This is a genomic window from Planctomycetia bacterium (genome assembly GCA_034440135.1).
Classification (GTDB): domain Bacteria; phylum Planctomycetota; class Planctomycetia; order Pirellulales; family JALHLM01; genus JALHLM01.
This window is the reverse complement of sequence record JAWXBP010000149.1, coordinates 1-26,161: the sequence shown is the minus strand read 5'-3', so window position 1 is coordinate 26,161 and position 26,161 is coordinate 1. Positions and strand designations below refer to the sequence as shown.

At 62.3% G+C, this 26,161-nt stretch carries 21 protein-coding genes; 9 read left to right on the top strand and 12 right to left on the bottom strand.

From position 1 onward, the window contains the following. Positions 1-84 precede the first annotated feature (84 nt). From SGJ19_08565 to SGJ19_08555, 3 genes are all read left to right on the top strand, one after another. Complete coding sequence (locus tag SGJ19_08565) at positions 85-1,191, top strand: NAD(P)/FAD-dependent oxidoreductase (GenBank protein MDZ4780290.1); 1,107 nt, start codon at positions 85-87, stop codon at positions 1,189-1,191. 65 nt (positions 1,192-1,256) lie between these two features. Continuing rightward, positions 1,257-1,847: a hypothetical protein gene (locus SGJ19_08560; protein ID MDZ4780289.1), complete on the top strand. Its 591-nt coding sequence runs from the start codon at positions 1,257-1,259 to the stop codon at positions 1,845-1,847. 269 nt (positions 1,848-2,116) lie between these two features. Then, positions 2,117-2,350 carry a hypothetical protein gene (locus tag SGJ19_08555; GenBank protein MDZ4780288.1) on the top strand — a complete coding sequence of 78 codons (234 nt, stop codon included), beginning with the start codon at positions 2,117-2,119 and terminating at the stop codon, positions 2,348-2,350. Between the two features lie 52 nt (positions 2,351-2,402). Here the strand turns inward: SGJ19_08555 and SGJ19_08550 are convergent, their stop codons facing one another. Then, a complete protein-coding gene (locus SGJ19_08550) occupies positions 2,403-4,574 on the bottom strand; it encodes an acetylxylan esterase (protein MDZ4780287.1) in 2,172 nt (723 codons plus the stop codon). Positions 4,575-4,920: 346 nt separating this feature from the next. Between SGJ19_08550 and SGJ19_08545 the strand changes: the two genes are divergently transcribed. The 3 genes from SGJ19_08545 (at position 4,921) to SGJ19_08535 (ending at position 9,191) form a co-directional block, all read left to right on the top strand. After that, positions 4,921-5,739: a hypothetical protein gene (locus tag SGJ19_08545; protein MDZ4780286.1), complete on the top strand. Its 819-nt coding sequence runs from the start codon at positions 4,921-4,923 to the stop codon at positions 5,737-5,739. 268 nt (positions 5,740-6,007) lie between these two features. Further along, on the top strand, positions 6,008-7,606 hold the full coding sequence (locus SGJ19_08540) for a tetratricopeptide repeat protein (GenBank protein ID MDZ4780285.1): 1,599 nt from the start codon (positions 6,008-6,010) through the stop codon (positions 7,604-7,606). 217 nt (positions 7,607-7,823) lie between these two features. Continuing rightward, a complete protein-coding gene (locus SGJ19_08535; GenBank protein ID MDZ4780284.1) occupies positions 7,824-9,191 on the top strand; it encodes a PQQ-binding-like beta-propeller repeat protein in 1,368 nt (455 codons plus the stop codon). Positions 9,192-9,268: 77 nt separating this feature from the next. On the opposite strand, the gene SGJ19_08530 is transcribed toward SGJ19_08535, so the two are convergent. Then, the gene (locus SGJ19_08530; protein MDZ4780283.1) at positions 9,269-10,309 is read right to left on the bottom strand and encodes a hypothetical protein; all 1,041 of its coding nucleotides are present in this window, start codon (positions 10,307-10,309) and stop codon (positions 9,269-9,271) included. 13 nt (positions 10,310-10,322) lie between these two features. Then, entirely contained in the window at positions 10,323-11,822 is a 1,500-nt protein-coding gene (locus tag SGJ19_08525) for a hypothetical protein (protein ID MDZ4780282.1), read from the bottom strand. A 391-nt stretch (positions 11,823-12,213) separates the two neighbouring features. On the opposite strand from SGJ19_08525, the gene SGJ19_08520 reads away from it, so the two are divergent. Then, positions 12,214-13,365 carry a Xaa-Pro peptidase family protein gene (locus SGJ19_08520; GenBank protein MDZ4780281.1) on the top strand — a complete coding sequence of 384 codons (1,152 nt, stop codon included), beginning with the start codon at positions 12,214-12,216 and terminating at the stop codon, positions 13,363-13,365. A 148-nt stretch (positions 13,366-13,513) separates the two neighbouring features. Here the strand turns inward: SGJ19_08520 and SGJ19_08515 are convergent, their stop codons facing one another. Beyond that, on the bottom strand, positions 13,514-14,245 hold the full coding sequence (locus tag SGJ19_08515) for an NRDE family protein (GenBank protein MDZ4780280.1): 732 nt from the start codon (positions 14,243-14,245) through the stop codon (positions 13,514-13,516). Positions 14,246-14,298: 53 nt separating this feature from the next. Here SGJ19_08515 and SGJ19_08510 point away from each other — a divergent pair, with 53 nt between their 5' ends. After that, a complete protein-coding gene (locus tag SGJ19_08510) occupies positions 14,299-15,060 on the top strand; it encodes an SDR family oxidoreductase (protein MDZ4780279.1) in 762 nt (253 codons plus the stop codon). Between the two features lie 80 nt (positions 15,061-15,140). Here the strand turns inward: SGJ19_08510 and SGJ19_08505 are convergent, their stop codons facing one another. From SGJ19_08505 to SGJ19_08475, 7 genes are all read right to left on the bottom strand, one after another. Further along, positions 15,141-15,437 carry a MoaD/ThiS family protein gene (locus SGJ19_08505; GenBank protein ID MDZ4780278.1) on the bottom strand — a complete coding sequence of 99 codons (297 nt, stop codon included), beginning with the start codon at positions 15,435-15,437 and terminating at the stop codon, positions 15,141-15,143. Next, on the bottom strand, positions 15,434-16,549 hold the full coding sequence (locus SGJ19_08500; GenBank protein MDZ4780277.1) for an exo-alpha-sialidase: 1,116 nt from the start codon (positions 16,547-16,549) through the stop codon (positions 15,434-15,436). The genes SGJ19_08505 and SGJ19_08500 overlap by 4 nt, the downstream gene beginning before the upstream one ends. Before the next feature lie 58 nt (positions 16,550-16,607). Continuing rightward, positions 16,608-17,015 (bottom strand): DoxX family protein, encoded by a 408-nt coding sequence (locus tag SGJ19_08495; GenBank protein ID MDZ4780276.1) that lies wholly within the window; start codon positions 17,013-17,015, stop codon positions 16,608-16,610. A 34-nt stretch (positions 17,016-17,049) separates the two neighbouring features. Then, positions 17,050-17,586: an SRPBCC family protein gene (locus SGJ19_08490; protein MDZ4780275.1), complete on the bottom strand. Its 537-nt coding sequence runs from the start codon at positions 17,584-17,586 to the stop codon at positions 17,050-17,052. Between the two features lie 142 nt (positions 17,587-17,728). Next, positions 17,729-17,929: a hypothetical protein gene (locus tag SGJ19_08485; protein ID MDZ4780274.1), complete on the bottom strand. Its 201-nt coding sequence runs from the start codon at positions 17,927-17,929 to the stop codon at positions 17,729-17,731. A gap of 163 nt (positions 17,930-18,092) precedes the next feature. After that, on the bottom strand, positions 18,093-18,617 hold the full coding sequence (locus SGJ19_08480; protein ID MDZ4780273.1) for a GNAT family N-acetyltransferase: 525 nt from the start codon (positions 18,615-18,617) through the stop codon (positions 18,093-18,095). A gap of 40 nt (positions 18,618-18,657) precedes the next feature. After that, entirely contained in the window at positions 18,658-21,618 is a 2,961-nt protein-coding gene (locus SGJ19_08475) for a hypothetical protein (protein ID MDZ4780272.1), read from the bottom strand. A 516-nt stretch (positions 21,619-22,134) separates the two neighbouring features. Between SGJ19_08475 and SGJ19_08470 the strand changes: the two genes are divergently transcribed. Then, the gene (locus SGJ19_08470) at positions 22,135-23,553 is read left to right on the top strand and encodes a magnesium chelatase (GenBank protein ID MDZ4780271.1); all 1,419 of its coding nucleotides are present in this window, start codon (positions 22,135-22,137) and stop codon (positions 23,551-23,553) included. A 113-nt stretch (positions 23,554-23,666) separates the two neighbouring features. Here SGJ19_08470 and SGJ19_08465 read toward each other — a convergent pair. Further along, the coding region (locus SGJ19_08465; GenBank protein MDZ4780270.1) for an SdrD B-like domain-containing protein at positions 23,667-26,161 on the bottom strand (2,495 nt) is incomplete at its 5' end.

Below are 26,161 nucleotides of genomic sequence, written 5' to 3'. Positions count from 1 at the left end.
CCTACGGGCTAGTGTAGGCGATTTCGCGCATGTTTTCGCGTGGTCTCGCCTGAACCCAACGAAACTTCGCCGCGTACAGGCAGCATGTCCACCAACTGCGATCTGATTGTCGTCGGCGGCGGTTTCGCTGGACTGACTTGCGCGCAGGCCGCCGCGGCGCGTGGGCTGCGGACCGTGGTGCTGGAACGCAAAGACGACGTCGGCGCCGCGTGCCATACGACCGGCATCCTCGTCAAAGAAGTCGCCGACGCCTGGGACGTGCCCCGGTCGATGACGCGGCGCATTCATGGCGTCCGGCTGTACGCCCCTTCACTCAAGTGGATCGATCTCCACTCGCCCGGATATTTCTTCCTGGCGACTGACACGCCGGCGATGATGCGCTGGCTGGCGGGCGTCGCCGAGGACGCGGGGGCGAAGATTCGCCTGGGGACGAGCTTCCAAGGCTGCGAACGCGACAGCGCGGGCGTACGCCTCGCGGAACAGGCGCTTAACGCCACGTACCTAGTTGGCGCCGACGGGCCGCGCTCCCGCGTGGCGGCCGACCTCGGGCTCGCCAAGAATCAGCAATTCCTGGTCGGGGCGGAAGTCGAACTGACCGGCGTTCGCGGCCTGGACGCCGATCGACTGCACGTGTTCCTCGACACGCGTTTGGCCAAGGGGTACATCGCCTGGGCCGTGCCAGGCGTCGGCGTCACGCAAGTCGGGCTGGCAACGCGCGGCCCGATCGCCGGGCGGATCGACGCGCTCCTCGAACAACTGGCCAAAGTCTGCGATTTGTCCCAATCGGAGGTCGTAGCCCGGCGCGGAGGGTTGATCCCTTGCGGCGGTCCAGTCCGACCCTGGCGCACCCAGAACGCCATGCTGCTTGGTGACTCGGCAGGGATGGTCTCACCACTTACCGCCGGCGGCATCCATCCCGCGATGCAACTGGGGCGCGTGGCAGGAGTGGCGATCGCCAATCATTTGCTCGACGCGGCGCCGGAACCCTGGCGAGCCGTCGCGGCGCTCGCGCCGAACTTCGCATTTAAGCGCTGTTTGCGCACTGCATTTGATGTGCTGCCCACCAACTGGCTCTTCGACCAGGCGCTCTCCTCGGCGATGTTTCGTCGGATGGCCCAAGTCATCTTCTTCCACCACCGCGGCCTCTTCTCGCTAGAAGCCTGGCGGGAGATCTTGCTGGCGGCACGTTAGCGAGCGGGGCCGACGTCGATGAATCTGCATACACTACATTCATTGCTCACTACTCTTCCTCGCGCGTGACTACGTTGGACGAAGCCCAGCAAACGCTTGCGATTTTCCTGCACCTTGCCCGGGCAAGCGAGTTGCGGCGGCGGTGGTTGGTGCGCGACAAGCTGTTGTTGATGTCGGCACTGCAGGCGCAATCGCTGCGGCTCGACGCGTTGGCCAACCATTGCCGGGAAAGGCTGCTGGCGCACAACCCAGGGCACCTACTGGGCCACTTCCTTTCGGTCGAAGAGGCCGGCGCCGACGATCGTATCCACCTGCTGGTGCAGCAGGCCGAACGGGTTTTCTCGCGCGAGAAGGCCGAGCACATGCTCCAAACGCTCGGCATTGAATTGGGGCGCTCCGAGGCGACCTACGATTCGCCGGACGAATACCTGCAAAGCATTCTCGGCCCGCCGCCCAGGATTCTTGGCTACCACGGCCGAGTTGCCGCGGCGTTGGTCGCCACTACGCCGCCACTGTCGCTCCCGATCGGTCCACCGGAGCCGTCCGCGGAGCAAGTCGCGGCGCGCGAACGTTTCGAGTTCGGCGCACTCGTGGCGGGCATCGCGGGCGTGTCGATTTGCGCACTTGCCTGGGGCGCGTTTCTCTGGGCGCGGTAAGCTGCCCCCTCCCCTGAGGGCGCATGGCTGGACTGCCCGAACCTTTTCGGCCGGCTGACGTCTGATTCTTACCGTGGGAACGGTGGTGCGAATGCCAACGCCAGCATTCGGCACGACGATTGCAGGGATAGGGTGCAACTGGGTGTAAACCCAAGAATTCTTGGCAGTCGGCGTAACAAATCGACACCGACTGCGCAAGACAATGGCGGCCAGCAGAAAGTCGACCTGAGGCGAACTCAGGACGCTGCTGCGAAAAGGGGGGTAGAAACGTGCGAGAGGCCTCGAAAAAGTTCGGAGATTTGCTTCCCGACACCTATGCCGCGGCTGGCGTGGCCCTGGAAGTCGATTTCGACCCGACCGGCAAGTTCGGTCGCTATATGGATCGCCGCCTGAATCGATTCGTGAAGCGTTACCAGCGCCGCTGGCCGACCTTGCATCTCGGCTCGCCGGACCGTGAAAACCTCAACGTGCGGTCGCCGCAGGACACCAATTCCCAGGAATAGCGTGGCGAATACTGGTCGCTAAAATGCGACATGTGTCTCATTTCGCGACGCTTTATTGAGACACCTTCAACAACCAGTCCACTACGGCCGAGGATTTTTCCTCGGCCGTTTCTTTTGGGCAAATAATTCCGGCAGCCCCGCGCTCAGCGCGGTTTTGATTCAGTTCGTCGATGGTTTGGGCGTTCTCGCCAGCCAGCCAGAGTGGTTGTTTATCAAGCAGTGATAACAGGCCTGGCACATCGCCGTACTTCACCGCTCCCGGGAGGAACAGAGGATCCGCATAGGAAGTCAGGTTAGCAAAACGAAATCCTTCCGTATCGATGGCCACGCCGTCGACGGCTTCGCCGGCCTGCGCGGCCGCCGCAGCGACCCAAAGTCCCGCCCCGTGGACGCCGACTAGCTCAATCTGATCGCCGTCTTTCGCGTGCAGCTTGGTCAGTCCCACGACTGTCAAAATGTCATGCACGCGCTGCACAAAGAGTGGGCTGTTGTAACCGTACGTGTAGCCGGCGAAATTCCGGTCTTCCTTGACGCGGCGATTTTCATCCTTTGCCGCCGAGTCGCTCTTGCATTCGCCTTGACCGATCAGGTCAACGCAGGCCACACTTTTTCCGGCCGCCAGCAGTCGGGCGATCTCCGGCAAAGGTTGCCCTTGCGCGTCGAAGAGCGCATCCTTGCCACGCCCGTCGATCCAGATCACGACATCGCCGGTGGCGTTCTTAGGCATCAGAAATACTTCGGGCAGTTGCTCGCCCCGCGCCGGCAGCTCGATCAGTCCGCCCAACTCGCGGTAATCGCCGCGATCATTGTCGAACACCTTGCGCTGTGCGATTTCGCCTTCGGCGGGAACTTGCCGGTCGATGACGACGTCGTAGGCGAGACGCGTGAATTGCGTCGGATCGGCCGCCAACGCTTCGTGCGAGGCCGCGTCCACTGTCTGCAGCAGCGACGGTTCGTAGTTCGCGTCAGCAGCGGGCTGGGGATGTGCGTCGTCCCAAACGGTGAGCTCGTCGCGCGTGAGCGGTTGAAAATCCTGCTCCACGATCGGTTCGGCGTAGCCCAACAGGAGATGTGTGTTGAACCAGTGGTACATCGCCTGCCGGCTCACCGCGTTGTAGTTGTGGCCGAATTCCAGGCGGATCGTTGCCGAAACCTTCCCTGGCTGGCCGAGCAGTCCGTAGAGTTGCTTCAACTCCGGCAGGCCCTTGGTTTCCAGTTCTTTGGTCCAATCGTCCGCGGCGGTCATGCCGAGCGGCTTGGGGGCGAAGCAGGCGGCGAAATCGACGTTCCCCACGCCCGTTCGCAGATAGCAGGCGTTCTCGCAGGTGCAGCCGCCTTGCATGGCGGTGGACACCATCACGGCCGGGAACTCGACCGCGGGGCGCGGGTCAATCGCCGAAAGAATAAACGTCTGCGTCCCGCCACCGCTCGCGCCGGTGACACCGATCCGCTGCGGGTCGACGTCCGGCAAGTTACTCAACCAATCGAGGGCTCGGATCGAGTTATACGTCTGCAGGCCCATGATGCTTTGCAGGCGTAATTCCGCTTGAGGGCTGAAGAAACCCCAGCGATCGGGACGTTCGAGATCCGGTCGGCGATCGCGAAAGCCGTGGGCGATCTCGAGCGGAATCTGGAAGCTGTCGGCGTTGCCGAGCATGTCGTAGTGGAACACCACGCAGCCCATCCGCGCGAGTTGCACGCAGCGGGCTTGGAGCGGAAAGCGGGCGCCGCTCATCATCGATTCCGCGCCGGTGGCGATCTGTTTCTTGGCTTCCTCTTCGCCGGCGTCGAAAAAGCGGCCGTTCGCCCAGTGCCCATGCGGGCAAAGCACGCCCGGCAACCGGCCGGTGCGCCCGACGGGACGGAACAAACTACCGGTCACGAAGTGGCCGGGATAGCTCTGGAAATAGACGCGCTCGACGGTGTAGTCGCCACGGTCGACGCGGCCATGCACCACGGCTTGCGCCCGCGTGCGCTCGGGCATGGGGTAAAGGCCCATGGCGACCAAAATGCGCCGCCGCGTCCGCTCCGCCCGCTGCGCCCAGGCTTCGCGCGTATCGGGAACCGCGAAGGGAAAATAGCTGTCCAAGGTGCGCAATTCGCCGAGCCGCACGTCATCCGGCAGCTTTCCCTCCGGCAACACACGCGGCGCGGCGGCAGCAGCGAAGTCCGCGCGGGACAAAATTGAAAGTGCCAGAACAACGAGAAGCGTGCGAAGGGACATGCGTGCGGGCTCCGCTCAAGGTAGGCGCGGTCGGGCGGGATTTCGGTCGCCGCTAGTGTAAACGCGAAGTGTGGCCGTTGCCACCACCGGACTTGTTCTTCTTGCAGGACTGTGGGAGGCGTCTCCGACGCCGATCGAGTAGGCGTCGTCGCCAAAACATCCAGTGAGTCTATGAACTCGTCGTCTCCATCGGCGTCGGAGACGCCTCCCACAGCTTTTTCAGGATGGAGAATGTTCGACGTGACTTCCATGGCGTCGCGGCCCTACAATGCGGTGGAACATCGAACCGGAACGAGAGGCCGCGATGAATGCTTGGCGAACTCTGAGCGTCATATTGGCGTGCTGCGTGACGACTCGCTTCGCCGACGCCGCCGAATTGTCCCTAGCGAATCAGTGCATCGAAACCGCTGCGGCGCTGCGGGAAACGGTCGGCGCGGATCGCGAGGTGATTGTCCGTCCGCCGTTCGTGATTTCGGGCAATCTGACGAAGGACGCGCTGCAAACCTGGCATGCTCGAACGTTGGAACCGGCCACGAAGGCGATGCTGGCAAGTTACTTCGATCGCGAGCCGGATCAGCCGATCACGGTGCTGCTCTACGATACGGCCGATGAGTATGAAGCGCAGTCGAAGCAACTCTTCGGCCACGCCGGGCTGTCGGTCTACGGCTACTACAAGCCGAACCGCCGCACGTTGGTGATGAACATCGCCACGGGCGGCGGCACGCTCGTACACGAATTGACGCACGCGCTCATCGATTTCGATTTCCCGGACGTGCCCGACTGGTTCAATGAAGGCCTGGCGTCGCTGCACGAGCAGTGTCGTTTCCGGGAGGACGGCTCCGGCATCGACGGGCTGGAGAACTGGCGATTGCCGGCGCTCCAGACCGCCATCCGCGACGGCAAACTGCGCTCGCTGGAAGCGTTGATCCACGACGAAGATTTTCGCGGCAAGCAGGTCGGCATCAATTACGCCCAGGCGCGCTACTTCTGCCTGTATTTGCAGCGACACGAGTTGTTGGAGGACTACTACGAGCACTTCCGCGAACACCAAGAGGACGACCCGCAGGGCGCGCTGGCGGTGAAAGCAGTGTTACCAAATCTCTCCTGGGAGGAGTTGGACAACGACTACCAGAAATGGGTCCTGGAACTCGAGCCGCCAAAGTGAGGAGGATTCACCGTGCCGGAGAATGTCGAATGTCCAATGTCGAAATCCGAATGACGAATCAAATCCGAATGCTTGAATGTCGAATGGCCCGTTATCGTCGTCATTCGACATTCGCCCCAGGCCCCTCCGTGCCTCCGTGGTGAATTCCCCAGATTCGCGCCGGTTCTTGCTGGATCGCATAGTCAACGCTCCATATTCCCGGCATAATGTGGGCGTGTTGCGCTGGGTGACGGAGCGGCTCTTATTCTTTGTGGCGCGAGACAATGCGATGAATATCCAACGGATGGTGTGGAGCGGGGCGGTGCTCGGATGCCTGTTGACGACGCCGGCCGCGCTGGCAGCGGACGCCGGGCAAGAGGATCTCGACAAGGCCGTCGACGCCCAGGTGGCGGCGGAGTCCGAATCCGATTTGAGCGATGTGATCAAGCTTTGCGAGAGCGCGATCGAGAAAGGCCTCGGCGAAGAAAACAAGACCTTCGCCAACCAATTGCTGGCCTCGTCCCTGACGTTACGTGGCGAACTCTACGCCAACCCAATTTTCAATCCGCCGGTGGATCAAAACTGGCCGCGACTGCGGGAAATGGCGACCGCAGACCTGGAACGCGCCGCGGAGCTTGCTCCGGCGACGGCGCGGACCCACCTCACCATCGCGCGGCTGTATAGCCTGCCGGAGGGCGATCGCACCAAGGCGGTGGCCGCCTTGAATAAGGCCATCGAGCTCAAGGACGAGGATGCAAAAGTGATGCTCCGCGCCCACATCATGCGCGCCGAGCTGACCGAGGATAACGCGCAACGCCTGGCGGACTTGAACGCCGCGGCGGAGCTCGATCCGAAGAATACGGACGTGCTGCAAGTCCGCGGCGCGTACTACCTGGATCAAAAGGAGTTCGACAAGGCGCTGGCTGATTTTCAGGCTGCCATCGAGACCGCGCCAGAGGATCCCCGCTCCTACCATGCCGCGGGAATCGTGCAAATGCTGCAGGAAAAGACGGACGATGCGATCGTCAGCTTTTCGAAGGCGATTGAGCTCGACGCGGACAATGCCGATTACCTGACGCAACGCGCCCGAGCCTACTCGATTAAGGAGGACACGCAAAAGGCGATTGACGATCTCGACGTGGCGTTGGAGATCAATCCGCTGGATGTCTCTTCGCTCCTGCTGCGGGCGTCGAACTACGCTCAGGCGGGCGACAATGAGTTGGCGCTCGGCGATATCGACGAAGCCTTGGGCGTGCGCGACGACTACGCCCCAGCGATCCAGATGCGGGCATTGCTCCTGGCCCGGCTGAAGAAGATTCCCGAGGCGATCGCGGCGCTGGAGACCGTTCGTGAGAAAGCGCCGGACGACCTGACGAGCTTGATGCAATTGGGCATCCTCTACAGCGCCAACAAGCAGCAGGCCGAGGCGATCGCCACCTTCGGCGAAATCTTGGCGAAAGAGCCGAAGAACAGCGCTGCACTGCAAGCGCGGGCCGACGTGTATCTCACGCAAGGACAGCATGCCGAGGCGATTGCCGATTACAACCAGGCCGTTGAGTTGACGCCGGACGACAGTGCCGTGCTGAACAACTTGGCTTGGGTGTTGGCTACGTCGCCCAAGGACGAGCTGCGCGACGGGAAACGCTCGCAGGAATTGGCCGCCAAGGCCTGCGAAGTCACCGAATACAAGCAGGCCCACATCCTCAGCACGTTGGCCGCCGCCTATGCCGAATCAGGCGATTTCGCCAAGGCGATCGAGTGGTCGAAAAAAGCGGTCGAACTCGGCAGCGAGGAGCTTCGCGAGCCGCTCAAAAAGGAGCTATCCAGCTACGAAGCCGGCAAGCCCTGGCGGGAAGTCAAATCGCCGGAGCCAACGGTCGAGCAGTAGGCCGGGGGCGCCAGGTTGTGGCACGGTCTCCCGACCGTGTCACCGGCTCGACCGAAGGTCTCCCCTTTTGAACGGCGTCAACGTGTCACGGTCGGGAGACCGTGCCACAACTGAGGGCAATAGGTCCGTGGCGAAGGGCCCAATTTTCTTGGCGACGGCCGCCGGTCGGCCAACTATCATGGATAGTTGGCTTTCTTTGTTCGGCTCAGGGTGGGGTATGCGCACGCTATCGCTCGGACTCGCGGCTTGCTTGATGACGCTCTCCTTGGTTTCCCAGGCGTCGGCGCAGGGTTTGCCGGGAGGGGTGATTTCGCGCGTGCCGCTCCGCCGGCATGGCCTGGAACGCGCTTGGGTCGCACAGGCGGACGTGGCGGCTGGACGCAGCGAGCTCGCCGACATCCAGCTTGATCATGGCACGCTGTTCGTGCAATCGAACGTTGGCATCTTGCAGGCGATCGACGCTGAAACGGGGCGCACGCTCTGGCGCGCGCAAGTCGGCAACCGCAGCTATCCGAGCGTGCCACCCGGGATTGGCGAAGAGTTCATCGGTGTTGCGAATGGTGCGACGCTGTACCTGTTGAATCGTAAAGACGGCCGTATTCGCTGGGAGACTCCGCTCAAAGGCTCGCCTTCGGCGGGCGTGTCGATGGGACCGAACCGCGTTTACGTGCCGACAATTCGCGGCCGCGTCGAATCCTATGCGACGAAAGAACTCCAGGACGGTCGCACGAGCATCGCCCGGGCTGGCCAAGGACAACAATTCCTAGGCGTGTCGGGAATTCCGCAGACGGCCGCCTTGCTGACGCCGAAGGCGATCGCCGTCGGCACCGCCACCGGTTCGGTCTACGGTTTCGCGCCGGACGTCGCAGGACCGCGATTCACAGTCGATACGTACGGGGAGATCGTCGCCGACCTCGCCTACTACAACGGAAACGTGATCGCCGCCTCGCGTGACAATTATCTCTACGCGATCAAGGAAACCGCTGGCGATATCAACTGGCGGCTGTCGCTGGGGGAACCGCTGAATCACCAGCCGGTGGTTGTCAAAGATAAAATCTATGTCGTCGCTGACCTGGCCGGCATGTACCAGGTGGCAGGTGACACAGGCGCCGAACTCTGGCTGGCGCCGGGGATCCAGCAATTCGTCGCGGCGGGCGCGAATCGCATTTACGCCCAGGATGACTTGGGACGCTTACAAGTGCTCGACGCCGCGACCGGCAAACGCATGGACATGCTCCCGACAACCGGGCATGCGATCATGCTCGCGAATACGGAGAACGATCGCGTCTACCTCGCCTCGCAGACGGGATTGCTGCACTGCTTGCGGGAAACGGCGCTGACCGAGCCGCTGGTCTACCGCAACACCGACGGGGCGCCCGAGACAGAGCAAAAGCCGCTCGACGCGGCTGCGCCTGCCGCCGCCGCACCTGCGGTGGCCCCGATCGCGGACGCCGTCGAAGAAGAGGCGGACGCCGCGGATGCTGACGCGGCCGCAGAGGAAGAAGAAGCCGCGCCGGCCGAAGATGCCCCGGCGGATGACGCCGCCGCGGAGGAAGAAGGCGACCTCGGCGGCTTCGGCGAATAGCCCTGCACAGTCTCCTTTCGCTCCGCGAAAGGATCCGAACCTTTCGCGGAGCGAAAGGAGACTGTGTCGGAATGCATCTACCCCGTCGCGGCGTACCAGCGCTTCACGATTTCTTCCGTATGGAAGAGCAGCCACTCGCGGCGCGTGTACACCGCGTGACCGGCAAGATGCGCTAGCAGCGATTCGTGCGTGCGGCCGTAATCGACCAGCAAGCTCTCGCCCGCGTCGGCGACGCGGACGCCGAATTTGAGTCGCGAAAGCAGGCCCTGGGGCGGCAGGTGCGGTTGCAACAGCGCGTGCAAGTTGCGATCCGCTCGCCAGGCGCGCCAGGCCAGGATCGGCGGCATGGCGTTGGTGCCGGCAATGCCGAAATGTTGCACGTAGTCGCCGTGCTCGGCGTTGAGGATTTCATCGACCGTCAACGGAAAATGTGCGCGGTGCGCGGCGTGTCCTGGCGCAGGGCGATGATGCACGAAGTGCAGCAGCTTGGCGTGTCCCGCGGCGTCCCAACCGTAGCGAATGGGCGTGCCGAACGTGACCACGTCGAGCGAACGACCGGCGAGCGGCGAGCCCTCGCGCCGGAGCAGTTTTTCAATCCGATCCCAGACCACGATGTCGGCCCAGCCGAACAGCGGCCAGCGATAATAGACTTGCGCCGCTTCGAAGAACCGGGCACGCATGTCCGTGTCGGCGCCCAGCAGGTTGGTCAACAGCGCGAAGACATTTCCCGCGTGGCTGTGCCCCCAGAGGATAACGCGCTGTCCCGCGGGGAGTTCCTGTGCATGCAGCTCATCGAGCAATCGCACCGCGGCGTCGGCGCGGCCGAGGTGATGATTCTCGCTCGACCAATGAAAGAGCCGCACCGGAATCCGCGGCGCGCCGCCGTGGCAGAGCGCGTTCTCCATCAACCGCGCGTATTCGGCCGTGTAGTTGCCGTTTTCGCCGGCGACGCCGTCGACGATGGCCTTTTCCAGGCCGCGCAACAGTTTCGCAGCGCCCGGAAACACACGCCCCAGCGCGCTGAACAATCCCAGGGCGTCGGTGCCGGCGAAGGTGCCGTGAACCAGGTAGATCGCGCCGACGCCAGCCGCGCGCAGCGCGTCTCCGGCCCCGCGCATCCGCGTTTGAAACTCAGCGCTGCCGGCGGCTGGGAACGATCCCGGCGCGAGCAGGGAGTGCGGTGAAGTGGGGGGCGTGTCCCGATACTCTTGATGGCGAAAGCGGTTGCTGGCTGACATGGGTCGACGGCGGGGCGTCGACGCGGTGGATGGTCTTTTCCGACGGTTGGTGTCCGAGAGTGCCCGTCCAGGTTTCATACGGCCGTCCTTTGCGTTCGTCCCCTTGGAAGAAGGCCAGGTAGGTCATCACGTCGCTCGGGATGAACTCATGCTCATTCGGGGCCAGCCGCGTCTGTTGATGGACGCGTCGCCAGGTGCCGGAGTTGAAGTAGACCTGATTGAGCACGTAGCCTTCAGCATAACTAGCGTCGAGCGGTACGGTTTCGGCGTGGTGCGTGTGGCCGTACACAATGTGTTTGGCGCGGCGATTGCGAAAATCTTGCTCCGCCAAGGCGTGCGCGTAGAACGAATCCTCGGCGCGGCCGCGAACCGAGTTCAACCAGCTCACCACGGAACTGGCCCAGCCGACGGAAAGCTGCTTGCTGAATTTGAGCGCTTGCTCCAGCCCGTCGACCAGATCGGTCGGCGACCAGGTGTCGCGCGAACGGACGAAGGACACCGAGAGGAAGTCATCGACCAGCCGATCCCAAACGCGTTTGACTTGTTTGCGCATCGACGGCAGAGGACAAGTGCGCTCCAAGAGGCCGTCGAGCCACACCGGGATCAACAAAATCGGCCGCACGTTGTCCAGTTCGCGCAGGCCGGCCAGAGTGCTGATCGGCAATTCGTTCGCCAGCTCGGTCTCGACGATGAACGCAAAGCGGTTCAACAGATCAATGACGATCGCGTCGCCCAGGCTGCTGGCGTTGCGTTCGCCTTCGAAGTTGAACGGATCGTAGACATCGCCATGCCGCGCGAAGACACGGTGTCGGCGCATCAGCCCGAGCAATTCGTCGTTCTCGGCCGGGTCGTGCGGGAAGGGTTGCGTCGGCGTGTTGGCCAACCCCAGGCTGCGCGCAACCGCTTGCCGGATCACGTCGTAGGCCGGGCCGCCAAGGTGATAGAACCAATCGTGGTTGCCAACCATGTAATGAATCCGCACGTCGACCGGCTGCCCGGCGGCCGTGGGGACGGGGCGTCCCATGCTGTCGGCCGGCGGGACCGTGATCCCGCTTTGTAAGGCGAGAGAACGCAGGATTTGAAACGCCTCGTCGTTGCGCCGAAGGATGTCGGCCGTGATTTTTCCGACGATGTCGACGTATTCCGAGCTCTGCGGATCGTCCCAAGGGCGCACTCGGGAAGCCGACCAGCGGGCGGAACGGATCACGTCCAGGACGTCTCCGAGCAGCAGTAAATCCAGTCGCTCGATGGGACGATAGTTGCCGTCGGCGCGGCAGGAAGCCCCCGCCGCCAGGTCCTGGAGACGTTCGGCGAAAATCTGAAACGCGCCGGCGGCGATCGTTTCGCCGCTGGTCCCGTCGGTGAGGTGCAAATCGCTGATAATGACCAACATCGCCACGTCCTTGTCGCGAGGTTCGTGGACCCACGCCGTCCGCGGTCCCGAAAATACCGTCCCTGGCCCGCGCATTTGCGCAAAAGCTGCCGGGTCACATCGTCACTTATCGGCCCATCCCCACCTTCGGCTTTGAGCGATTGTGCCCAAATTAACGATTGTGGAGTGCCGGTGGCGGTCAGTGGTGATCGCCGCCGCTCGCGCTGTTCCAAGCCCAGGGAAGGCCACCCGAGTCCTTGCTATCACCGACGACTTCGAGGGCCTTCCCTGGGCTTAGCGGGATCGAGGTCCAGTCGCCCTCCAGCGGCACCTCCCCAGGCCCGCCGGCATCGTGCATACTTCCGGCTTCCGCGTTTCTCGTTCCGAGTTTCCCCTCGCCGAGTCCCCGCCCATGCTTACCGCCGCCGGTTGCCGTGCCCGCCGTCAGCGTCTTTGGGATCGCTTGCCCGAGCGGCCCGATTGGATCGTGATCGCCGATCCGCAGCATCAGATGTACTTCGCGAACTACTTTCACACGCCGTTCGTGTTTCGGACGACGAACGCCGGTTCGCTGCTGATCCTGGGTTCGGACGGCTCCAGCATCCTGGTTTGCGACAACTTTCTGACTGGCTTCGCCTCACAAGCCCATATCGACGAAGTGGTCGCGCCGGTCTGGTATCGTGGGAAGGAATCGGCCGTCCACCGCGAGGCGATGCTCGTGGCGACGATTCTGGATCGCCTGAAGAAGTGCCCCGGCAAGCACATCGGCTTGGAGTTTTCGCAAACCCCCGCGGGAGTGGTCGAAGGCCTGCGCGCGGAGCGCGGCGAGATCAAGCTCACTAACGTCGATCCAATCATTCACCCGCTCAAGCGCAGCAAGGACGCCGACGAGTTGGAAGTCATCATGCGCTCGATCCGCGCCATCGACGCCGGCCAGGCCGCCGGAATGGCGGAGATTCGCCCGGGCATGACGGAGATGGAAGCCTACCTGCTGGTGCAAAAGGCCGCGATTCTCAACGCCGGCGAGCAGTGCATCGTCTACGGTGATTTCGTCTCCGGCCCGCGCTGCGAAGCTGGCGGCGGGCCGCCGAGTGATCGCGTGATTGAAAAGGGTGATTTGGTGCTGTTGGATTTCTCCGTCGTGGTCCGCGGCTACCGCGGCGATTTCTGCAACACCTTCCGCTGCGGCGAAACGCCGACCGACGAACAGTTCCGGCTGTACCATGCTTGCATCGACGCTATCACCGCCGCGGAATCCAAAGTCCGCGCCGGCGTCGCAGGCAAGGACATCGACCGCACCGTCCGAGATAGTTTCGCTAGCAAGCACCTGGCCGACACCTTCACGACGCACACCGGCCACGGCGTCGGCCTCGGGCATCCTGATCCGCCGTACCTGACGCCGGATTCGAGCGACACACTTGTCGCCGGCGACGTCATCGCCATCGAGCCGGGGCAATATCACAAAGGCGTCGCCGGCATGCGCTATGAACGCAACTACCTGGTGACAGAGACCGGGTTTGAATTGCTTTCAATGTTGAAGCTGCAAATTGACGCGAGTGCGTGACGCGCTGCAAAAAATCTTCGTTGTGGCACGGTCTCCCGACCGTGCCACGGAGCCGGCTTGCCCGCGTGGAGACCTTCGGTCAGACGTGTGGCATGGTCGGGAGACCATGCCACAACTTTGATCGACGTGACGGGCTAGTGTCGTTGATCTAACTGTCGATTCGTAAGCTAAGGGCAATTGACATGGCGTCTTGATCCGGCGGCGCGCCGTGGTAGGTCATCCTTACCGCTTCCTTCGTGATCTCGACGATGGTCTGGCTAACCGTGCTGGCCTCCGGCCGGCTCATGTTCACGCTGATGTCCGCGCGCCATGGCCAGCGATGGCGGTGAAAGGCATCCTGTGTGGCGAACCAGTCGCCGGAGTCCAAAAACATCTCGGCGAACAAACGGTTCCGGGGTTGAGCGACTTCGGCATCGCCGAGCCCCGACGACGTAAACATCGCCGGACGTTCAATTCGTATTCGCTGCCGCAGCGCCAGCGCCCAATCGCGAAATGCCAACTCGGCCAACCGCGTTCGATCGAGAATTACCAGTCGAAACGGCGCGAATGACAACGTATCGAATCGTTCGGCGCGCGCCACGGCCTCATCAAAATCGGCGGCGTCCAGGAGCGCAGGGATCACCGCCCCCCTGGTCATCGGATGCGGCGGCGGCGCACCAGGGGCGTTGAGGAGCACCATCGCGAGACCCGCGTCATTGACGCCAACCCAGGTGCCGCCAGCCTGCCGGTCGCGCGGCAGGATCGCTTGGCGCTCGCCAAACATTTCCACGGTCGGCGGCATCGCCTGCGGACGCAGCCGGGATTCGTCACGGTTGACGACCAGTCGGATCCCTGGCGAGGATGGGTTTTCCGACCACGGAATCACCGAGAGCGTGCACATCGCGGCTTATAATGGGAGTCAGTGACCACGCTATTCTACCGGACGAAGCCAAGATGACGCCACGCAAAGTCGCACTCGTGACCGGGGCCGGAAAACGCCGCGTCGGCTGGCATGTCGCCCAGGCGCTCGCGGCGCGGGGCTATGCGCTGGCGATTCACTATCGCAGTTCCGCGAACGAGGCGGCGGAAACGGTCGAGGCGTTGCGGCGCGACGGCGTCGACGCCGAGACGTTTCAGGCGGAACTCGCCGACGAGGCCGCGGTCCGCGCGATGGTGGCAGGCGTAGTGACCCGCTTCGGTCGTATCGACGTGCTCGTCACGTGCGCGGCGACCTGGAAGAGCAAGCGACTGGAAGAAGTGACGGCCGCCGACGTACGCGGATACTTCGAGACCAATACGCTCGGCACGTTTCTTTGTTGCCAGCAAGTCGGTCTGGCAATGGTGCGGCAACCGGAAGGGGGCGCGATCGTCACCATCGGCGACTGGGCCATGGAGCGCCCCTATCTCGACTACGCGGCGTACTTTCCCTCGAAGGGGGCGATTCCCACGCTCACGCGCGTGATGGCCGCCGAACTCGGCACGCGCAACCCGAACGTCCGCGTCAATTGCATCCTGCCCGGGCCGGTGATGTTGCCGCCCGATTTACCGGAGCCGCAACGCGCGGAGGCAATCAATGCCACGCTCGTAAAACGCGAAGGGAGCCCGGAGAACATCGCGCAGGCGGTGCTGCACTTTGTAGAGAACGACTTCGTGACGGGAGCGTGCTTGCCGGTGGATGGCGGGCGGACAGTGTATTCGCCGGAGGCCGCCCCATAGTCTCCTTTCGCTCCGCGAAAGGTCCGGAGCCTTTCGCGGAGCGAAAGGAGACTATGGCTCTACGCCCGAGATCAATTTTTTCATCCGCCGGCCAGCGCCCCAATCACCAGATACGGCTCCTTCCCGCTCACCACGGCTTCCGGCAGCGGCGCGTCGAGCGGTTCGTTCGATAGATCCTGATTGCAGGCGAAAAAGCGGATGAAGGCGCGGCGCTTTTTCGTGTCGTGATCGCGGATGGTGCCGCGGAGCACTGGGAACTTTTCTTCGAGCGCATTAAGCAACGTTCGCTGGGTCGCCGGTCCGTCGAGTTCGAGTTCGACGTGACCGGTGACCTTGGCGAAGTTCCGCAGATGATACGGCAATTCCACGCGGATCATGACAGCGCTTGCACCTCGACTGAGAGGACCGCGGGCAGGTCGCGGACGATAGCGTTCCAACTGTCGCCGCCGTCGGCCGAGCCGTAAACCTGTCCGCCCGTGGTGCCGAAGTACACGCCACACGGGTCGAGCGAATCGACGCTCATCGCGTCGCGCAACACGTTCACATAGCAGTTAGCCTCGGGCAGTCCCTTCGCCAGCGGTTCCCATTCATTGCCGCCGGCCTTGCTGCGATACACCCGCAACTTGCCGTCGATGGGGAAATGCTCGGAGTCGCTCTTGATCGGTACAACGAACACCGTGTCCGGCTCATGGGCGTGGATGTCGATGACGAAACCGAAATCGGTCGGCAGGTCGCCGCTGACCTCGGTCCAGTTGCCGCCGGCATTGTCGGTGCGCATTACGTCCCAATGCTTTTGCATGAACAACACGCCGGGACGCGAGGGATGCATGGCAATGCGATGCACGCAGTGCCCGACCTCGGCGTCCGGATCAGGGATGTACTGCGACTTAAGTCCCTTGTTGATCGGCGTCCACGATTCGCCGCCGTCCTCGCTGCGGAATGCGCCGGCGGAGGAGATGGCGATGTAGAGCTTCTTCGGATCCGTCGGATCGATCAAAATCGTATGCAAGCCCATGCCGCCGGCGCCGGGCGTCCAGCACGGGCTCGACGGGTGCTGTCGCAGCGACGCCAGTTCGTGCCACGACTTGCCGCCGTCGGTGGTGCGGAACATCGCCGCGTCTTCGGCGCCGGCATACACGGTGTCGGGATCCGATAGCGACGGCTCCAGGTGCCAGATGCGTTTGAATTCCCAGGGATGCGGCGTGCCGTCGTACCAGAGATGCGGGCCGACCTCCCCTTCGTAGGCGAATTTGTTCTCGACCGGATTCCAAGTCTGGCCGCCGTCGTCGGAGCGCTGGATCATCTGGCCGAACCAGCCGGACGTTTGTGAGGCGTAGATGCGATTCGGATCGACCGGCGAACCTTTCATATGAAAGATTTCCCAACCGGCGAAAAACGGCCCGGCGACGTCCCATTTCTGCCGCTTGCCGTCAGAGGTGAGGACAAACGCACCCTTCCGCGTACCGACGAGGACTCGAACTTGGCTCATGGTTTTTTCTCAGTTGAGTGAGTGTTGAAGGTGCTTGTGTTCAAAGTTGCGAACCGGCTCAGTCGCGTGGCGTAACCGGCGGCGTTGGGTTGCGCCATGGCATTAAGGCCCGTAGTCTCGGATCGCGGAGAAAGATGCCGAGCCAGACGAGGACGCCGCCGACGACCGGGCTGATAAATTGGCCAAACGCGTCTCCAGCTCTCACGTGCGTAGCAGTCGCGCCGCCGAGGTAGCCGGTCAATAGTACGGCGCCCAAGACTGCCGTCTGCGGAACCGCGTAGATGATCGCACAGACGAGCTCGATGATCGCGATCGGAACGATCACGTCCTTCGTGTAACCTAGCCGTTCGAATTCGGTGGCGGCGCCATCGCTGAATTTTGCCACGGCGCTAAACGTCAGCATGGCCACGACTAAGCTGGCAATGATCCGCCCGGCCCACGTAAGCCCTTTGTGTTGTGTCGCCATGGGAATGTCCTGATTGCGAGGAAATGTGCATGAGCTAGGCCGTTTTGCCTTCGACAACGTTCTTCATCGTCGTCAGGCCTTTTTCGAACTGGTCGCCGATCATCTTGTCCATGTTCATGAAGAGGCACATCGCCTTGGGGACGAAATTGTGTTTGCCTTCCATTTTCCAGGTCATCACGGTTTGATCTCCTTCTGGCGTGAAGGTGAACAACGTGTCGCAGATCGAGGCGAACGGCTTAATGAATTCCAGTTTGATGCGGATCAAGTCGCTCGGGCGGCTCTCTGTAATGGTCATCTCGCCTTCGCCCACGTTCTTACCGCCGACCCAGTGATACTTCGCGCCGACGCCCTGCGCAGCGCCGCTATGGGTGCGCTGCAGGTTGGGATCGATCTGCTCCCAGGGAGACCAGGCGGTCCACTTGCGGAAGTCGTTGACGTGCTCGAACACCTTCGCGGGCGGGGCCTTCATCTTGCCCGTGCGAGTCACCGTGTATTCGCTCGGCCGCAAGGCAATGAAAATGACCAGCAACGCGACAAGTACGGCGACGATACTAAGAATCCAGTAAAGCATGGGACGACGTTACTCCGGAGGGCATCAACGAATTGTGATTGAGCAGTGTTATGGCCTTCGGCCTGCTAGTTTACATCGTCCGATTGGCTCTCACGAGTAGCCGACTTCATTCACTTCGAGAAGCCCCCGGAGGCCATTGCAGTCAGTTGCTCTTGACGCTCGAAGCCAGGTGCGAGTTCGCGGCTTGAATCGTTTGCTCGACTTCGCTTACCAGCATCGCGAGCACCGAGGCCAGGGCGCACTGCGGGCGGTTCGAGGAACAGATGTAGCTGGCCAGCGGTTCGATCACGTGGGCCAATTGGTGGTCGTTGCCTCGATTAGGATGGCGGGAATAAGTCTTCATGGCACGTGTCCTGTTTCCGGTAGAGAAGGTGTTGCTTGCCCTCGAACACCTATTGGTCGTGCGGGAGGCAGTACGATCGACAACCAACGGGAGATTTCTTAGTTTATTTACAATGCGCTGCACGACGCCAGTCGCCCGGAACGCCGAAACTGAACACGGACGGCTACGAAGCCGGGCAGATTTCCGCGAGTTTTTCGAGGTTTCGCCAGCCATAGCCGCCGTGGAACTGGCCGGCGCTGTCGAGCAAGTGTTCCGCGCCGAGGGCTTCATAGAAGCGGCAGGACGGGTTTTGCGCGTCGGCGAAGAGCAGCATCGAATGAACGCCGCGTTCGAGAAATCTGCGCACGACATGGCCAAGCAACTGCCGTCCCCAGCCCTGACGCTGACATTCCTGGAGCAAGTAGATCTTGCTTAACTCGCCGGCAAATTCGGGCAATTCCGGCGAACTGTAGTCTTGCCCCTTCGCGAAGCCGACAAGGCGCTCGTATCTTTCCGCGGCGTCGACGGCCAAGTAGCAGAACCAAGTTCCATCTTGGTTCTCAAACGCGTCGCGCCACTGCCGCTCGCGAAGCTCAAGCGTCGGCGGCCGCGCAACGTGTGGGTACGTCGCCGCCCATGTGACGACATGCAAGGCCGCCAATTCCGGCACATCCTCCGAAGTCGCCTCGCGAAAGGTTAGTCGCGTCATGGAAGTCGCTCGGCATGAGTCAACGCGATACGTTGCGTCGTTACTTCGCTTCGGCCGATGGCCCTTCCTTGACCGGGAAGCCCGTGCGGAGTAAGCCGAGGTAGTCCTCCGGCGCTACGCCCAGCGTGCGAAGTTCGACCGCCGCCAGCGTGCGCTCATTATCGGCTGGCTCGGGCGAGGCGACTGCGATTTTGAATTGGCGAATCGCCTCTGCTTTCTCGCCGGCGATCATCTCGTATTTTCCGACGAAGTAGCGGAACGAGATCTCGGCAAGTTTGTTACGCTCGAACGGCAGTTTTTCCACGGCCGCGATGTCGAGCGGTTTCGCTTTTTCGCCGTCGAAACCCGCGATCATCATGTCCGTCAAACCAAGCAAATCGGTGCGCGGCGTGTTCGGGCCTGAGACGACATAGCTAGGGCTTTTCTCCTTGACCATTTGCAGAATCTCGTCGCGTCGCTGGTAGTCGCCGGCCGCGTGTGCCGCGAACGCCGCGGAGAGACCGTAGTCGGCATGCCACTCGTTGCGCTCGAAAGCGACGAGGAATAGATCGACCGCCTCCGCAGGCTGATCCTGCAAGACGAGAAATGTGCCCAGGTCGGCGTTGTCGAGGGTGCCGCGTTCGACGGACGCGCTTTCGGCCATCTCCATCGCTTCATCCAGACGACCGCTGCCGGTGCGGCGGCAGAAGAAATACCATTCCAACGCACTACTTCGATAGCGTTCCGAAAGATTCGCGAACCATTGCTCCGCGGTTTCGAAGTCCTCCAGGGCCTCGTGCGTGCAGCCGGCGGAGCTCAACGCCCAGCCGGCCCAGGTTTCGGCAGCTTCATTGGCGTAGGGGACGGCCTTGTCCCATTCGCGGTCGTAAGCGTAGGCGTCCGCGATTTGCACGCGCACCTGGGCGTGCCCGAGACCGTAGTCCGGCTTGTCGAGATAGGCTTCGAGCGTCGCCAGCCAGCGATCCTTGTCGCCGCGTTTCCGATACATCGCGGCGAGCGACCGGTGGCTTTCGAGAGAAGGATCGACTTCGACTGCGCGCTGGAAGCAGCGCTCCGCGGCGTCCCATTGCTGTTCATTGCTGTAGCGCAGGCCCAGCGCTCGCAGGACCAGCGGCCACGATTGACTTTCGCGTTCCCAATCCGCGGCGTGCTCCTTCACCTGGTCCCACTGATCTTCAATCTGCAACAATCGCCCCAACGGCGAGTAAGGCATCGCCACTTTCATGATTTCGGCCGAGTCCTCATCGTTCTGCGGCGAAAGCCGATGGCGGACGACGAGCTCCCAGAGCGTGTTGCTTTGATGGCTCCAGGCGGCGTCATAGAGCAATTTGCCGGCCTCCTTGTCGCAGGCCCAAATCGTGTGATAGAGCGGGCTGGCGTGGATTTCGAGCGTGTCGTAGTCGATCGAGCCTTGCAGCGTCTTGACCGCCGCGAGTTTTTCGTCCAGGTCCCAGTTCCGTGTGTCCAGGAAACCGCGATAGGGATGCTGCGCTACCAACGGACGGAAAAACGCCACGGATTGCTCAGGATCGACGGCCAGCGAATCGCTCTCGAACGTGATCCGCCGCATGACTTGCAGGAACGAAACTTCGTTGATCATCTTGCCGAGCGCCGCCCAGGAGGGTTCGCTCGTGTCGAACGACGGTTTCGCGTTCTTCGGGTCCGGCTTGGCGGCGACGTCCGAGGCGTCCCACAGCGCCTTGATGACCTTGTTGCGGAGCTTGAATTCTTTCTCCGGCGATTCGTCCTCGCCGAAGATATTGCCCAGGATGCCTCCGCCGCCGGTCCCTTCCTTGACCCGCTTCTTGACCGCGGGGGGCAGGTCGTCGATCTCATCCAGCCGCGTGTAGATGGTCGACGCGAGGATCTGCGGCGCCTGCGCCGTTGCGCCATGCTTGACGCTCACGCCGCCGAAGGTACAAAGCCCGTCGTGAATCCGGTAGCACTCCGGCATGTTCGGCAGCGTTTCGAGGGCCATCGTAACGATGTAATTCGCACCGTCCGATTGTTCGACGACGTGATAGCGCAACAGGTCGCAAAGCTGCGCGCCCTTGGGTTCCCGCGCTTTCAGTTGCGCGAGCGCGTCCAGATCGCTGCGGACGTTGTGCTGCGCGGCCTCGATCCAATAGGGCAGCGCCGCGCCGGCGCGATCGGGCGCTTTTTCGGCTTCCTCCCAATCCTCGAGCGCGTTCTGATGCATGCCGCTGAGCGAATAGGCGTAGCCGCGATGCCACAGCGCCGAGGCGTTTTCCGGCTGCTTGGCGACGAGGCGTTGGCCGTAGAGCACCGAGCGGGCCAGATAAACGTGCCGCTCCTGCGACCAATGCGTTTCGGTGAGCACGCCGAGATTCGCATAGCAGCGCACCAGCGCGGCCAGCCGCGCCGGGGATTCGCCATCTTCACGCATCGATGTATGCAACTTGCGCGCGGCGCGGAACTGTGAGATCAACGTCATCTGTTCCAGCAGCGGTTCGATGTCCTCCGCGACCGCGGCCTCCGGCTTCCACGTCAACGGCGCGCCCTTGACGCCGGCCTTGGACAATAGCGCCGGAAACTCCGTGCGGGACTTTTCTTCCCACGAGGCGTACATCAATCGGTAACGATTCACTCCCTTGGTGCTCCAGGTGAAGCTCCCTTGTTCCTTGAGCGGCGGCTTCTGTCCGGAAAAGAGCGTGATCTTGTTCGGTTCTTCCGGCTCGAAATCCAATAGCCACGTCGAGTACGCGCCCGACGTTGGCATCGTGTCGCCGATCACGGCGTCGCGCGTGATTTGGCCCAGTTCATGCCGCGCGGCGATCAGCATCGCCTGCCGCGCCATTTCGCGAATGATCGTGACCTGCGTTTCGCCGCCGTTGTCCATCACGCGGAAGTTGTGCGTGATGTCGAGACAAAACACCGGCGGCTCGGCCGCAGTTTGCGCGGCGGCCGGAGACGTCGCCCAGGAACAGCACAGAATCGCAACTAGGCCAGCGAACGGAAGAGTGCGCCCCACGCGTTTCATGACCAACGGTCCTTACGAGAGGTTTTTTGGAAGCATTTTCGCGGTTCGTTGCATTGTCGGCAGTCGGTGACGAGGAAGTCAAGCAGTTGGCAGGCACGGTATAAACGAACAGCGACCTAACACTCAGACTTTCATCGTCACGTTCGTAGTGCTACACGTCGTTTTCGGAGATTCAGAGCGGCCCGCGAAACACGCAAAACACGCAAAAAGTGGAAACGTTGTGAAATCCGAACGGATGCTCCGTAGGGGATACATGCTGGTGTATGTCGAAAACAAAGGCAGCGATTTCGCGTGGCATCGCTTTCGGAACCTCCTGCTAAATCATGCCTTTTGCGTGTTTCGCGTATTTCGCGGGCCGCTCCTAGATGGGTAGTACGACGAGGTTCTTTCCCCCTCGCTTGCGCCTCGGGTTGGTATTTAGCGGCAGGCCTGTCATGGCTGCTTTCCACCCAGCCCGGCCGCGCTATAATCCTACGTCCGCCCGGTCCGAAATACCTCTTGGGAGTGCCCCGCCTGATGTCGCCTGCCCCGTCCCGGCCCACGAATTTGCGCGATCTGCGCGCCAGCGGTTGGAAATCCAAATCGGTCAAACAAGAGATTCACGATAATTTCCTCCGCGCTTTGGCCTCCGGAGATGAGTTGTATCCCGGCATCGTCGGCTACGACGACACAGTTGTGCCGGAGATCAACCTGGCGCTCCTGGCGCAGCACGACATGCTGTTCCTGGGCGAGAAAGGACAAGGCAAGAGCCGGCTGATGCGGTTGATCGGCCGCTTTATGGACGACGCGATTCCCTACATCGATCTGCCCGAGATTCCCGTCCACGACGATCCGTACCGGCCAATCACATCGGCCGGTCGAAAAGCGATTGCGACGTTCCCGGAAGAAAAAATCCCGATCGGCTGGTGGCGGCGCGAAGATCGCTACGCCGAGCGCTTAGCTCCGGGCACCAAGTTCGCCGATATCATCGGCGAGATCGATCCCGCCAAGCTAGCCGGCGGAGTCAGCATGGCCGCCGAGGAGGCGCTCCACTTCGGCTTGATCCCCCGCATGCATCGCGGCATCTTCGCAGTAAACGAACTGCCAGAACTCGACGAGTTAGTTCAGGTCGGTTTGTTCAACATCCTGGAAGAACGCGACGTGCAGATTCGCGGTTACCCGATTCGCTTCGATCTCGACATTCTCATTCTCTTCAGCGCGAACCCGTCGACGTACAACCGTTCCGGCAAAGTGATTCCGCAGTTGAAGGATCGCATCGGCTCGCTGATTCAAACCCACTACCCGCGCGAGCGATCGCTGGGGATTCAAATCATCGACCAGGAAGCGGGCGTCGACCTGGGCGGCGATTTTCCAGTCGTCGTGCCGTATTTCATGCGCGAAGTCGTGGAGCAGATCAGCATCGCGGCGCGGCGCTCGAAGTACGTCGATCAAAGTTCCGGCGTCAGCGCCCGCTTCAGCCTCGCGAACTATCGCACGATGATCGCCAGCACGCGCCAACGCGCCGTGCGATTGGGAGAACGTCCGGCCGTGCCGCGGATCAGCGACCTCGGCCACCTGTACTCCTCGTCGCTCGGCAAGCTGGAGCTCGACCTGATGAGCAGCCACCAGATGTCAGAGCGCCAGGTGCTCGACGCGATTCTGGCCGAAGCGATCAAGACGGTGTTTGACGAATACGTCGATCGCCATGGCCTCGACGAAATCGGCAAGATCTTCACGTCCGGCGTAAAGATCGAAGTCGGCGACCTGCTGCCATCCGCGGCCTACGCCGATCGCTTGAAACGCGTCCCACCGGCCTGGGACAAGGCCTTCGAAGTGAACGCTTCGTCCGACCCGGCCGTGCGAGCCTCCTGCGTGGAATTCGTCCTGGCCGGCCTCTACGCCACAGACCGCATCTCCCGCGCGCAACAACACGGGCGGATCGTGTACGAAACATAGGGGGGAAATGACGAATGTCAAATCAAATTCGAATGACGAATGACTGCATGTTATTCAAGCGGGCAAGCTCGATCCAACGCCCATTCGTCATTCCCCGCGCAGTTCAGGGGTCGCTATAACTCCCGCGACTCCAACTCCCCGTCGCGGTAGACGCCGATTTCGTCTTCGCCGTCGCCGTCGAAGTCGTCCACAATCGGGTGATCGCCGACGCGGCCGTATTCGATCACCATGTCGCTGTCGGTGAGTTTGTGATCGCCGTCGGTGTCGATGTACCACTTGCCGTCGCGGAACACGCCGATTTCATCCGTGCCGTCGGTGTTGAAGTCGCCGACCACGGGGCGATCGCCGGCGCGGCCGTAGGTGAACTCCACATCGCCGCGCGTCCGGGTGCCGGTGCCGTCCACGTCCAAGCGCCACCGTCCGCCACGGAAATGCCCAATCGTATCGACGCCGTCGCCGTTCCAATCGCCGGCGACCGGTAGATCCTGCGCATTGCCGTAGTAGAACACGTGGTCGATCACGTCTTCGCGCGATTGACCGGCGGACGTGAGCTTCATCCAACGCTGGCCGTGCGTGGCGTCCTCCGGACGCGGCGGCACGTTCTTGGCCACGCCCGACAGATGGTTCTGCGCATCCGGCAGACCGGGTTCCAACGCCACGGCATGGGGATCACCGGGCCACTCGGGCCCGTAGATGCCGATGTCGCTCTTGCCGTCGCCGTCCCAATCGCCGGTGACGGGCAGATCATTGTTCGTGCCGAGCTTGGCCCACAGATCGTCGTCGTCCCACAGGCCATTGCCGTTGAGATCGATGAACCACTGGCCAGCGAGATACACGCCGACCTCGGTCTTGCCGTCGCCGTTGAAATCGCCGGAGACCGGGATGCTGCCTTTCGCGCCGAACACGATCTGCATGTCGCGCACCGGCGATTCGCGGCGTACCGTCCACCGCGATTTGCCGAGCATTTCCGCGTTGCGGCGCCAGGCGAACAGTTGCGATTGCATCGCGGTGAAGCGGACATCGGGCGTGTCCGTTTCCGACTTCCCTCGCGGGTAGCCGGCGTCGATCACGCTCAAGTGCCACGAGTACGGCGTACCGCCGCCCCCGCCCCCTTCGCTTGGCAGCGGGACGATGCTGCTGAAGTATTGCGGCACCCCCGGCGGCGCACCGAGCGGTTGCGGAAAGGGCGGCGAGATGTTCGTCGGCAGCAGCGGCGGATTGGTCACAATCGGCGGATCGATGGTCACCGACTGCTGCTCAGTGATGACTTCGCTGAAGTTGTATTCCTGGCCATGCTGGCCGAAGTTGACTTGAATGCCGTAGATCGTATCGCTGTCCGGCGGATAGATCGTCGGGTTGAAGAGATCCTCGGTCGCTGCGCCGGCAACCGGTTGCCCGTTGCTCGCGGCGCCGCCGAGCGAGCCGGCTGTGTCGAGACTGTCAATAAATCCCTTCGGCTGCACCTGCACGACGCCATAGCGTCCTTGCCGCAGGCCGGTGAATTGATAGTAGCCGTTGGCGTCAGTCGTGGTTTCGATTGTCTTGCCGAACGTGTCGGTCTCGGGGATGCCGAATTCGTTGGTCAAGCGAACGACCACATTGGCGATGGCACGATCATCCGCGGTGCGTTTGCCGTCGCGGACTTTCGTGACGTCGAGTTCCTCGCCGTCGGCCAGCAGGATCGTGGGCCCGTCTTGATAGACATAGCCGGACAAAGTCGCGGGCGGCAGTTCGGCGAAGTTGTACTCCACGCCGTTTTCGCCGCTCGTCAGCTCGATGTCCTTCATGAAATCGTCGCCGCCCAGCACGCCGCCGGCATTGCCGACGACTTCGTCGCCGTCGAAATATCCTGCCGGCTGCTGCTCGCGTAGTTGATACACGCCCGGAGCGAGTCCCGTGAAGCTGTACGCGCCGTTGGCGTCGGTGACGGTGGTCGCGATCACATTGCCGTCGCTATTCAGCAATTCAATCACGGCGCCGGCGATCGGCGTGCTGCCGGTCGTGGCGTCGAACACGGTATCGCCATTGGGATCCGAGAACACCTTGCCCGCGATCGACGCAGGCAGCGATTCGCAGAACTCGTAATCCGTGGCGTTCACGCCCGCGCCGAGGTTGATGTCGGTGATCAAGTCGTTGCCGGATACCGTGCCGCCGGCGCTGCCGGGCTCTTCACCGCCGTCGAAATAGCCGGCCGGTTGCACTTCGAATACGGAGTACACGCCTGGCGCGAGGCCGGAGAACTTGTAAGTGCCATCCGCGGCCGTGAAGGTCGTGGCGAGCACCGTGCCCGCGGTGTTGAGCAGGCGCACTTCGACGCCGCCGAGCAGTGGCTCGCCAACTTGGTAAATGCAATCGCCGTTCAAATCGGCATGCACGCGCCCCGCGATCGAACTGGGCATCAATTCGCCGAAGTTGTACTCCACGCCATGCAGCCCGGCATTGAGCTGCGCGCCGGTGATCTTGTCGTTCACCACGCTACCGCCTGCATTGCCGGCAGCATCCAGACCGTCGATGTAGGCCGCTGGCTGCACTTCCGACACGCCGTACACGCCCGGCGCGAGGCCGTCGAAGCGATAGAAGCCGTTCACGTCCGTCACCGCGGTGACGG

Excerpts from the sequence above, each read along its gene's own strand:
- SGJ19_08525 (MDZ4780282.1), bottom strand. The coding sequence starts at position 11,822 with ATGTTGGTCATTATCAGCGATTTGCACCTCACCGACGGGACCAGCGGC.
- SGJ19_08490 (MDZ4780275.1), bottom strand. The coding sequence starts at position 17,586 with ATGCTTTACTGGATTCTTAGTATCGTCGCCGTACTTGTCGCGTTGCTG.
- SGJ19_08530 (MDZ4780283.1), bottom strand. The coding sequence starts at position 10,309 with ATGCGCGGGGCCGGAGACGCGCTGCGCGCGGCTGGCGTCGGCGCGATC.
- SGJ19_08515 (MDZ4780280.1), bottom strand. The coding sequence starts at position 14,245 with ATGTGCACGCTCTCGGTGATTCCGTGGTCGGAAAACCCATCCTCGCCA.
- SGJ19_08485 (MDZ4780274.1), bottom strand. The coding sequence starts at position 17,929 with ATGAAGACTTATTCCCGCCATCCTAATCGAGGCAACGACCACCAATTG.
- SGJ19_08510 (MDZ4780279.1), top strand. The coding sequence starts at position 14,299 with ATGACGCCACGCAAAGTCGCACTCGTGACCGGGGCCGGAAAACGCCGC.
- SGJ19_08535 (MDZ4780284.1), top strand. The coding sequence starts at position 7,824 with ATGCGCACGCTATCGCTCGGACTCGCGGCTTGCTTGATGACGCTCTCC.
- SGJ19_08505 (MDZ4780278.1), bottom strand. The coding sequence starts at position 15,437 with ATGATCCGCGTGGAATTGCCGTATCATCTGCGGAACTTCGCCAAGGTC.
- SGJ19_08540 (MDZ4780285.1), top strand. The coding sequence starts at position 6,008 with ATGAATATCCAACGGATGGTGTGGAGCGGGGCGGTGCTCGGATGCCTG.
- SGJ19_08565 (MDZ4780290.1), top strand. The coding sequence starts at position 85 with ATGTCCACCAACTGCGATCTGATTGTCGTCGGCGGCGGTTTCGCTGGA.
- SGJ19_08470 (MDZ4780271.1), top strand. The coding sequence starts at position 22,135 with ATGTCGCCTGCCCCGTCCCGGCCCACGAATTTGCGCGATCTGCGCGCC.
- SGJ19_08500 (MDZ4780277.1), bottom strand. The coding sequence starts at position 16,549 with ATGAGCCAAGTTCGAGTCCTCGTCGGTACGCGGAAGGGTGCGTTTGTC.
- SGJ19_08550 (MDZ4780287.1), bottom strand. The coding sequence starts at position 4,574 with ATGTCCCTTCGCACGCTTCTCGTTGTTCTGGCACTTTCAATTTTGTCC.
- SGJ19_08480 (MDZ4780273.1), bottom strand. The coding sequence starts at position 18,617 with ATGACGCGACTAACCTTTCGCGAGGCGACTTCGGAGGATGTGCCGGAA.
- SGJ19_08495 (MDZ4780276.1), bottom strand. The coding sequence starts at position 17,015 with ATGGCGACACAACACAAAGGGCTTACGTGGGCCGGGCGGATCATTGCC.
- SGJ19_08475 (MDZ4780272.1), bottom strand. The coding sequence starts at position 21,618 with ATGAAACGCGTGGGGCGCACTCTTCCGTTCGCTGGCCTAGTTGCGATT.
- SGJ19_08520 (MDZ4780281.1), top strand. The coding sequence starts at position 12,214 with ATGCTTACCGCCGCCGGTTGCCGTGCCCGCCGTCAGCGTCTTTGGGAT.